Raw genomic sequence first — 9629 nt, forward strand, 5'->3', positions numbered from 1 at the left:
CCCCGCCTGCCGCCTGGAGGTGGACGGCGGGGTCAACGCCAAAACCGCCCCCCGTGTGGTGGCCGCCGGGGCGGATACTCTGGTGGCCGGCTCCGCGGTCTACGGCGCGGCGGACCCGGCCGCCGCCATCGCCGCCTTGCGGGGGGAATAAGCATGGAATACTTTCCTCCTGCTCTGGAGCGTCTGGTGGAGCAGTTTGCCCGCCTGCCCGGCATTGGCCGGAAGAGCGCCCAGCGGCTGGCCCTTTTCGTGCTCTCCCTGCCCGATGAGGACGCCGCCGGCTTTGCCGACGCCATCCGGCAGGCCAAGTCCGCCATCCACTGCTGTCCGGTGTGTCAGAACTTTGCCGAAGGCGACGGGCCCTGTCCCATCTGCGCCAGCGCCAAGCGGGATCAAAGCACCATCTGTGTGGTGGCCGATCCCAAGGACGTGATCGCCATGGAACGCTCCCGGGAGTATTCCGGCGCCTATCACGTGCTCCACGGGGTCATCTCCCCCATGAACCATGTGGGCCCGGACGACCTGCGCGTCAAGGAGCTGCTCGCGCGGGTCGGCGCCGGGGACGTGCGGGAGGTCATTATGGCCACCAACCCGGATACGGAGGGGGAGGCTACCGCCATGTACCTCTCCCGGCTGCTCAAGCCCTTCCAGGTGAAGGTGACCCGTCTGGCCTACGGTATCCCCGTGGGCAGTCACCTGGAGTATGCCGACGACGCTACCCTTATGCGCGCCCTGGAGGGCCGCCGCGAAATGTAAAGAAAGCCCCCGGCCGCAGGGCCGGGGGCTCCAGCGGGTCGAAAAAGTGGCTTTGCCACTTTTTCGAAGGAGCTGCGGCCTGCTGCGCGCACTCGTTGTCCGCCTGCGGCGGACAACTCGCACACTTGCAGGCCGAGAAGTGTTTTCTCCGACGTACATGTCGCCGGAGAAAACGGATTGGACTGAATTCGCGCCTGCGGGCGCGAACTCTGCGAGGCTTTTTCGACAGCCTGAAGCCCCCGGCCGCATGGCCGGGGGCTTTTGCTACAGCGTGACCTCGCCCGCCAGGCTGCGGTCAAAGCAATCCCGGATCTCCGCCGCCTCCGCCGTCTGCCCCAGGGCCCACATGAGCTTGGTCACCGCCGCCTCGGTGGTCATGTCCCGGCCGGGGATGACCCCCTGGGCCAGGGCCCGCTGACCCACCTCGTAGAGGGAAAAATCACTGGGCTCATAAAGGCACTGGCTGCACACCACCACCGTGATGCCTGCCAGCGCCGCCGCGTGGAGCTTGGCGATCAGATCCCGGCGCACAAAATGCAGCCCGCCCGCGCCGAACGCCTCGATCACGATGCCGCGGTAATGCATCTGCAGCAGCATATCGAAGATCTCCGGGTCCAGGCCTGGGGTTAGCTTGATCAGGAAGACCTTGTCGCAGAGCCTGTCCCGCAGCGCACACGACCCTGCGGGGACGGGAAGGGCCTGGCGATGGATCCGCAAACCCTTCCCATCCACCGTCGCCGCCAGCGGGGCGTTGACGCTCTCAAAGGCGTCGAAGTCGGTCGTTCGGGTCTTCACCGCCCGGCAGCCCAGGATCACCTTCCGGTCAAAGGCCAGGAATACCCCCGCCGTGCCCGAGGCCGCCATGGCCAGCGCCGTGCGCAGGTTGTCCAGCCCATCGGTAAGGGGGTGGGTCATGGGCAGCTGGGCGCCGGTGAGCACCACGGGCACCCCGATCCCCTGCAGCATAAAGGAGAGCACAGAAGCCGTGTAGGCCATTGTGTCCGTACCATGCGTAATCACAATGCCATCATATTGCGTTCTGTTTTCATAGACATGCCGTGCAATGGTCTGCCACTCCTCCGGCTGGATGTTGGAGGAATCCAGATGCAGGATGTCCCGAACGGTGATTGCGTAGTGCTCCAGCACCCCCTGGGGGAGCAGCCCCGCCAGGGCCGTGCCGTTCAGGCCGGGAGAGAGCCCCCGGTCCGTGGGCAGGGAGGCGATGGTGCCGCCGGTAGTCAGCAGCAGGATACGCTTCTTCATCTCAAAACACCTCCGCCAGGGCGTCCGCCCTGCGCTCCGCCGCGGCCAGGAGGGCCGCCCGGTCCTGACGCACGTCGTCCAGTCCCTCGGCGTCCAGGCACTGGAACTCCGGGATGCCGTACATGACGCACAGGGCCTTCATGGTGGGGGTGGCCATCTCCAGGGGCGTGCCGGCATAACGACCGCCCCGGGTGGTGATCAGCAGCAGCTTGGAGGCCCGGCACAGGCCCTTCATCGCCCCCCGCTCGTCATAGCCGAAGGTGATATCGGCGACCGAGATCCGTTCCAGGTAAATCTTCAGGATGGCCGGAAAGGACAGGTCCCAGAACGGGGCGGCGACCACGATCCGATCCGCCGCGGCAAACTGCCGGGCGGGTTCGAACATGGGCTGGTCCAACCGTCCGGCGTTCCACAGCGCATCCCGCTCGTCCAAGATCTCCGGGTACTGAGGCTGTAATCTTTCATCGCACAAATTACGTTCCGTAATCGCATTGTCCGGGTGTTTGGCCTGATACGCCTCCAAAAAGCGCCGGGCCAGCTTTCGGGTGCGGGACCGCTCCCCCCGCACACAGGCATTGATAAACAGCAGATTTTCCATTGTTAAGCTCCCTCCGAAGCAAAGGCTTCCCGTAATTGCGCCAGAACATTCTCATCGGTGAAATCCGTCCCCGCGGCCTCGGCCCGCACCACCCGGCGGCCCGAACGGAAAATGAGCCCGGCGCGGCCGCCTGCGTCGTAGCGCCACGCCGCGTCAAAGCCCAGGTCGGCGCTCTGCGGCGTCACAGGGGCATGGAAGTGGAGATCCAGCTTGCGCTCATCCGCTTCGTCCGCCACCAGGTCGGCGCAGATGGCCTCCGCCAGCCAAGCATACCGGCAGTCGTAGTCGTCCAGGTAGAGCCAGTCCTCTTCTCCAAGGCGCCGATACTCCGTGTGACGCACGAAGCCGGACCCCGACTCATAGCGCATCAGCCCGCCTAATTCGCCGCTGCGCGTCTCCTCGCCGGCGCCCAGCAGCGCCGTCAACAGCAGAAGCGCCAGCAGCAGGGCCTGCACCACGCCCCAGCAGCCCCGCAGCCGGGCCCGCCGGCGCGAAGGCACCGGAAAAGGCTCCCCCGCCTCCGCCGCCCGCCGGCACTGCCTGCGGTAGCGCAGCACGTGTCCGCCCCGGAACACCCCCATCAGCACCCAAAGGCACCAGATCCCCATCAGCATCATGGCGCTGCGGCTCAGCAGCATCTCCCACGGGTGAAAGCCCTTCCATACAAAGTTCACCAGGAAATAGGCGCCCCAGAAAAGGGCCAGATAGAGCAGGTTGAAGCCCCGCTCCCACAGGGCCTTTTTCCATACGCTCTCCCACTCCAGGCCCCCGTCGGTCTGAATGGGAGCGGGGACGCGTTCCCCCGCCGCACGGAAGTACCACAGGCCGCCCGCCTCCTCCAGCAGCTCCCAGCCGGCCTCGCCGCACAGCTGCATGAAGTCCGCCCGGCGCTCTTCCTCCTTCCGCCGGATGCTGTTCCAGCGCACCGGCTCCACCCAGCAGCGGCGGGGAGCGGCGGCGCGGCGGAACCGGGCGAAAAAGAGCCCCAGCTCCTCCAGTTCCCAGCCCTCCGACGCCCGTTCCTCCAACTCCTCCTGGGCGGCCTTCGCGTCCTCCTGCGCATAGTGGAACCAGCGCAGACAGACATCTTTTTCCTTCATGCGGCCTTCCCCTCCAATTGCAGTCTTGTCCACAGCTTCTCCAGCGTGTCGGCCTCGGTCAGTTCGGCAGGCGCTTCCAGGACCGCCACCGTGGTCCCCTGCCGCAGCAGAAGGCAGGAGCCGTCCGGGCCGTCTCCCGTCCACGCCTGGTCAAACCCCAGCGCCGCCTCCGTCAGCTCCAGGGCCCCGTGCCGTTCCAGCAGATGGCGGGTGCGGCCCTCCCGTTCCTCCCGGTACAGCGCCCCCGCCAGCAGGCGTGCGATGCGTACGCTGCGGCAGCGGTACACCTCGCACCTCACCTGACCGGTCAGGGCTCCGTCCTTCCGCAGCACCTCGCAGGTCCGCCGCCAGGACACCAGCAAAGAGGCGCCCTCCTGAACCGAAAGGCTGCTGGTCCGGCCGTCCCGGATCTTCAGGTCCTCGGCCAGTACCACCGGCTCCCGGCGAAGCTCCTCCCGGTCCGGACGCTCCACCGGAAGGGAATTTCCGCCGATCCAGGCCAGAGCGCTCCCGAAGCAGGTGAGCCATACCAGGAGCATGAGCGCGTAATCCAGCAGGACGCGGGCGCGGACCGGCCGCTGAGGGCGGACGGGCAGGCCGTCCCCCTTCGCCACAGACCGGCGGCAGCGGATGTAAACGCGGATATGGGACAGCGCGGCGGCGGCCAGCAGGCCCACGTCCACCGCCGCAAAAGCCAGGCCGCACAGCATCCGGTCGGAGGTCAGCAGGACGCTCCAGCGCATGCCGCCCGTCCCCCAGAGCACGCAGCCCAGCAGGGCGAACAGACTCAGGATGAGCAGGGCGGACGCCGTCCACCTTCGCCTTACCCGGCGGAACAGGCCGTCCGGTTCCAGGGCCGTATCACTCGGAAACGGCAGGGGAAACACCCCCGGCGGGGATACAAAGAGGTCCATGCCCCGCACCCCGGCCACCCAATCCCAGCCCGTGCCGGCACAGAGCCGGCAGGACTCCGCTTCTTCGCCCTGAACGCGTCCCTGCGGCGCCACACAGCAGAGGATCACACTCGTTTCGTCCCGCTCAAACCGGGCCAGCAGGCCGAAATACAGCTTCTTCAGCCGCCAGCCCTGCGCGGCCTTCCGGTCCAGCCATTGCTGGGCCGCCGTATAGTCCAGGGCATCGTAGGCAAACAGGCCCCATGCTCCGCTCACGGCGCTTCCTCCTTCATTACCCGTTCCATATCCGATGCCTGGCGGCAGATGCGCTCGTACTCCGCAAAAAGAGCCCGCTCGCCCTCCGGCGTCAGGCGGTAATACTTCCGCTTTTCTTCCGTGCGCGTCCGGCGGATCAGTCCGTCTCCTTCAAAACGCTCCAGCAGGGCGTACAGGGTCCCCGCGCCCACGCTGACCCGCCCTCCGGTCAGCCCCGAAATGTCCTGCATCACCCCGTAACCATGGCGCTCCGCGCGCAGAGAGAGCAGGACATAATACATCTGCTCGGTCAGCGTCTCCAGCTTCTTGCGCGCCATCTCCCGCCCTCCTTATATCGAATATCGACATAGTGATTGTAAAACGAAACGCGCCTGCTGTCAACGCTCTTGACGGAACTTTTTTCGAACATACGCCGCGCGGCACGAATGATCAATTGCCATCCGCTTCCCGAAATTCCAGGGCGGAGGCGGCGCGCGGGCCGCGCATGGCCGCAAGGCTGCAGGAAAAAGCCGGCGTCCTGTTCCAGAAACAAGCGGCGCTGCTTCCGCCGCGCCGCTTGAGGCTGTCGCAAAAGGCTCCGGGGCCTTCGGAGACAAACGGATGCGGGACGGACCGGGTTCTATTTCTTGCGAAAAAGGCGCTCTGCCCGTCCTGAGAAGGGGCCTTTCCGGCGCGCCCCCCCAGGGGCCCCGCTTTTGCCCCTGCGGGTAAACCCTGCCCGGCGCCCCTGCGGATGGTGTGGGCGACAAGCGGACGGCGGCGCGCCCCAAAGGCCGCGCCGCTTTGTCCGTGCACGCTTATTCGATGCGCAGATCGCTCTCCGACACTACCTGGAACCATCGGGAGAGAACGCTCTCCCGCCCGAATCCCAGAGAGCGATACAGGGCGCAGGCGTTCCGGTTGGAGGTCGCCACGCGGAGCCAGCATTCCGTATGGCCCTGCCGCGCCAGCATCCCCATCAGCTCCAGCAGGAGCTCACGTCCCAGTCCCCGGCCCTGGAAGTCCCTGCGCAGGGCCACCCCCTCGATCTCCGGCTGCTCTTCCGCAAAGCCAAGCTCATAGACCCCGACCGGCACCTCATCCAGCAGGACGAACCCGGCGCTGCACGCTTCGCCGAGCACACGTTCCAGGTCGTTCCCATCATAGGTGGCGGAATTCGGCACATTGAAAAAGCCCTCGTTATAGAGCGCCAGCCAGGTCCCGCCCTTTTCCCGTACCAGCGGCTCCAGGCGCAACCGCCCCGGCCGCGGCGGTTCCTCCGTCAGCGTCCGGCTCATACGGAGCATATCGTGCTCATAGATCAGCTGGTAACCCCGCTTCTCCCCCGCCTCCAGAGGCGCTTCCGGATCCGTGGACGCGGCATAGAGCAGGCTGGCCCCCTGACTCAGCGCCTGAGCGGCTCCCCGTCGCAGCGCGGCGTCCAGGCCCTCCGGCGGGCAGCGGCGAACGATGATATAGGCCTTCCCCTTTGCGGGAATTTCTTTGGTGATGATCTCCAGCTCCGGCTGCATGGCGTCGCCCTCCTGCTCCTGTTTTTCCCACTATAGCACAGTACCCCGGGCGTTTGCAAGCCCGGGGTACTGTGCTTCGTTTATTCCTCACCCTGCAGGGCGTCGTATCCCTCTTCACCGGTGCGGACCTTGATCACATTCTCCACATCGTAAACAAAGATCTTTCCGTCGCCGATCCTTCCGGTATACAGCGCCTGCCTGGCCGCGTTCACCACCTGCTCCACCGGCACCTTGGAGACGACGATCTCCACCTGTACCTTGGGCAGCAGGTTGATCGCCAGCGGGACCCCGCGGTAATATTCGGTCTTCCCCTTTTGTATCCCGCAGCCCAGGACCTGGCTGACCGTCATGCCGGTGACGCCGATCCCGTTCAGGGCGGTCTTGAGCTCCTCAAACTTGGCCTGGTTGCAGAGGATGGTCACGTTGGAAAGCTTGCGGCCGCCGGCCGCGCCCCTGGTAATGGTATGCACCGGCACCGCCTCCGCCATAGCGGCCTCTTGCGCCGCCGCAGCCGGGGCGGGCGCAGGCTCGGGGAAGGCGTTGGCGGCGGGGAGCGCGGTGATACTGGTGTTGGGAGAGAAGTCTGCATAAGCGGAGGGCAGGCCGTGCTCGGTAGCATCCAGCCCGGCGACCTCTTCCTCAGGCGTGACCCTCAGTCCGTTGGTATGCTTGATGACCTGAAACACGATCGTCATGACCACGCCGGTATAGGCCGCGACCGCCACGACCCCCAGGCACTGTACGCCGAGCTGGCGCAGGCCGCCCCCGTAGAGCAGGCCGCCTTCGGTGGCCAGCAGGCCGGTCAGGAGCGTACCGGCCATACCGCAGCTGCCATGGACCGCCACAGCGCCCACGGGGTCATCGATGTGGAGCTTCATATCCAGCAATTCCACCACGACTACCACCAGCACGCCGGTGACCACGCCCACCACGAGGGAGCCCACGGCATCCAGATCAGCGCAGCCGGCGGTGATGCCCACCAGCCCCGCCAAAGGCGCGTTCAGGCACATACCCACGTCCGGCTTCCCGTTTTTGATCCAGGTAAAGAGCATGCACACCACGGTAGCCACCGCCGGGGCGATGGTGGTGTTGCCCAGGATCTGCGCCAGCTGGGCGGGATCGGAGGCTGCGGCGCCGTTGAAGCCATACCAGCAGAACCAGAGGATAAACGTCCCCAGCGCCGCGATCGGGATATTATGTCCAAGAATCGCACGGGAGTTGCCGTCCTTTCCGTACTTGCCGATCCGGGGTCCCAGCAGAATCGCACCGATCAGGCCGGAGATGCCGCCCACCATATGGATCACGCAGGAACCGGCAAAATCGATGAAGCCCAGCTGGGCCAGCCAGCCCTGCCCGTTCCAGACCCAGCCCGCCTCAATGGGATAGACCACGGCGGAGATCACAGCGGAGTAAATGCAGTAGCTGGAGAATTTGGTGCGCTCCGCCATGGCGCCGGATACGATGGTTGCGGCAGTGGCGCAGAACACAAGCTGGAAGAAAAAGTTCGACCAATCAAATGTGTAAAAGCCGGTAAACAGCTGATATTCCGGCAGCCCGATGAGACCGAAAAAGTAGCTTTCGCTGTTCATGATACCGTAGCCCAGCAGCATGAACACGACCGTTCCGATACAAAAGTCCATCAGGTTTTTCATAATGATATTGCCGGCATTCTTGGCGCGCGTGAGTCCGGATTCCACCATAGCAAAGCCTGCCTGCATAAAGAAGACCAAAATCGCGCCAACCAGATACCAGATCGACATGTCCATAAAACGTTCCTCCTCAACAAGAAAGACGCCCGCCCTGCCGGATCAACAGGGCGCGCGTCTTTGCGCAGATGTTCTCTTTTCCCTTCCGGGCGTCTGGAGACGAGGGCCGCTTCCGCCTCCAAAAAGCAGAGCGGCGCTGCGGAGGACCCTTCCTCCGCAGCGCCTTTGCTTACTGGGGCAGTCTATCAGATTTCATGCCCGTTGTCAACGCTCCTCTTGCATTTTCAGCTTAACCGCAGAATTTTAAGCTATTTTTTACAGTTCTTATGCATTTTCTATCCAAAGGTCATTCATTTTTAGTTCAAAGGAGAACCGGAACCGCCCCGGCAACTGTCAGCGTATCCGGCGTCACCCGGCATTCCCGGGCCAGCACCCCCACCCCGGCCGCGGCCGCCCGGCGCAGCGCCTCGCCAAATGCAGGATGCGTTGCATCGTTGGGCGCAAAGTCCTTCATGCCCGTCATCTGGATCACAAAGCACACATAGGCCTCGTAGCCCTCCGCCATACAGGCTGTCAGCTCCTCCAGGTGCTTGACGCCCCGCTCTGTAGGCGCATCGGGGAAGCGCGCATGGCCCTCCTGCTCCAGGGTGACGCCCTTTACTTCTATAAAGCCGCGCCGTGTCCCGGCCTCAAAATAAAAATCAAAGCGCGAGGCCCCCCACCGGGTCTCCGGCCGCAGCAGGGTCAGCCCGGGCGTGAAGCCGCCCTGCTCCGCCCACTCCCGGAAGACCTGGTTGGGAGCCTGGGCGTCCATATTGACGAGCAGGCGTCCTTTCTCCACTGCGATCAGATCATAGCGCGTTTTCCGGGCCGGGCTGCCGCACTCCTGGAGGTAAACCGCAGCCCCAGGCACCAACAGTTCCCGGCAGCGGCCCGTATTCTTCACATGGCAGACGACCGGTGCCCCATCCAACGCGACATGGGCGATAAAGCGGTTGGGCCGATCCAGAAAAACGCCCGGCAAAATTCCTTCATAGTGCATATGGTTTCCTCCCCATGCAGCAAAAAACGGACTTCCAAAGAAGTCCGTTTTTTGTGTCGGCATTACCTATTTTTCCAGCCCGTCTCCAGGCGAGTATCTTCGGCGCAGGCGAGCTTAACTTCCGTGTTCGGGATGGGAACGGGTGGACCCTCGCCGCAATCAATACCGACTGCATTTATTTCAACCGGAAATCCGGTTAAAATCCATTCAATTTTTAGGGTTCCCTATGGAGCGCCGCAAGCGCTCCATAGGGAATGGTGCGCCTTCAGGGATTCGAACCCGGGACCCACTGATTAAGAGTCAGTTGCTCTACCAACTGAGCTAAAGGCGCATACGCACGTAGAAATGATGGTGACCCGTGCGGGAATCGAACCCACGTTTGCGGCGTGAGAGGCCGCCGTCTTAGCCGCTTGACCAACGGGCCGTTTGGTGCGCCTTCAGGGATTCGAACCCGGGACCCACTGATTAAGAGTCAGTTGCTCTA

At 64.2% G+C, this 9629-nt stretch carries 9 protein-coding genes, 2 tRNA genes, 1 rRNA gene and 1 pseudogene; 2 read left to right on the forward strand and 11 right to left on the reverse strand.

Going from position 1 to position 9629, the window contains the following annotated elements; translation table 11 throughout:
* Positions 1 to 151 (forward strand): annotated as a pseudogene (locus MR825_RS07840) (ribulose-phosphate 3-epimerase); the annotation flags it as partial.
* A gap of 2 nt (positions 152 to 153) precedes the next feature.
* A complete protein-coding gene (gene recR, locus MR825_RS07845) occupies positions 154 to 756 on the forward strand; it encodes a recombination mediator RecR (protein WP_186907771.1) in 603 nt (200 codons plus the stop codon).
* Between the two features lie 264 nt (positions 757 to 1020).
* On the opposite strand, the gene MR825_RS07850 is transcribed toward recR, so the two are convergent.
* The 11 genes from MR825_RS07850 to MR825_RS07900 all read right to left on the reverse strand — a co-directional run bounded on the left by MR825_RS07850 (position 1021) and on the right by MR825_RS07900 (position 9569).
* Entirely contained in the window at positions 1021 to 2019 is a 999-nt protein-coding gene (locus tag MR825_RS07850) for an asparaginase (protein ID WP_186907772.1), read from the reverse strand.
* Between the two features lies 1 nt (position 2020).
* Positions 2021 to 2617 carry an NAD(P)H-dependent oxidoreductase gene (locus tag MR825_RS07855; RefSeq protein WP_256176070.1) on the reverse strand — a complete coding sequence of 199 codons (597 nt, stop codon included), beginning with the start codon at positions 2615 to 2617 and terminating at the stop codon, positions 2021 to 2023.
* A gap of 2 nt (positions 2618 to 2619) precedes the next feature.
* On the reverse strand, positions 2620 to 3717 hold the full coding sequence (locus MR825_RS07860; protein ID WP_287879998.1) for a DUF2812 domain-containing protein: 1098 nt from the start codon (positions 3715 to 3717) through the stop codon (positions 2620 to 2622).
* Positions 3714 to 4886 (reverse strand): DUF2812 domain-containing protein, encoded by a 1173-nt coding sequence (locus tag MR825_RS07865; RefSeq protein ID WP_287880001.1) that lies wholly within the window; start codon positions 4884 to 4886, stop codon positions 3714 to 3716. Before MR825_RS07865 ends, MR825_RS07860 begins: the two co-directional genes overlap by 4 nt.
* Positions 4883 to 5203, reverse strand: a complete 321-nt coding sequence (locus tag MR825_RS07870; protein ID WP_186907776.1) for a PadR family transcriptional regulator — start codon at positions 5201 to 5203, stop codon at positions 4883 to 4885. The genes MR825_RS07865 and MR825_RS07870 overlap by 4 nt, the downstream gene beginning before the upstream one ends.
* Before the next feature lie 480 nt (positions 5204 to 5683).
* On the reverse strand, positions 5684 to 6397 hold the full coding sequence (locus MR825_RS07875; RefSeq protein WP_256176068.1) for a GNAT family N-acetyltransferase: 714 nt from the start codon (positions 6395 to 6397) through the stop codon (positions 5684 to 5686).
* Positions 6398 to 6477: 80 nt separating this feature from the next.
* A complete protein-coding gene (locus MR825_RS07880; protein ID WP_186907778.1) occupies positions 6478 to 8163 on the reverse strand; it encodes an ammonium transporter in 1686 nt (561 codons plus the stop codon).
* Between the two features lie 301 nt (positions 8164 to 8464).
* Positions 8465 to 9145 (reverse strand): DNA/RNA nuclease SfsA, encoded by a 681-nt coding sequence (gene sfsA, locus MR825_RS07885; protein WP_186907779.1) that lies wholly within the window; start codon positions 9143 to 9145, stop codon positions 8465 to 8467.
* Between the two features lie 54 nt (positions 9146 to 9199).
* Positions 9200 to 9315 (reverse strand): 5S ribosomal RNA (rrf, locus tag MR825_RS07890).
* 85 nt (positions 9316 to 9400) lie between these two features.
* Positions 9401 to 9476: transfer RNA gene (locus MR825_RS07895), tRNA-Lys, on the reverse strand.
* A gap of 18 nt (positions 9477 to 9494) precedes the next feature.
* Positions 9495 to 9569: transfer RNA gene (locus MR825_RS07900), tRNA-Glu, on the reverse strand.
* Between the last annotated feature and the right edge of the window lie 60 nt (positions 9570 to 9629).

This window comes from Lawsonibacter sp. (genome assembly GCF_022777125.1).
Taxonomy (GTDB): domain Bacteria; phylum Bacillota; class Clostridia; order Oscillospirales; family Oscillospiraceae; genus Lawsonibacter_A; species Lawsonibacter_A hominis.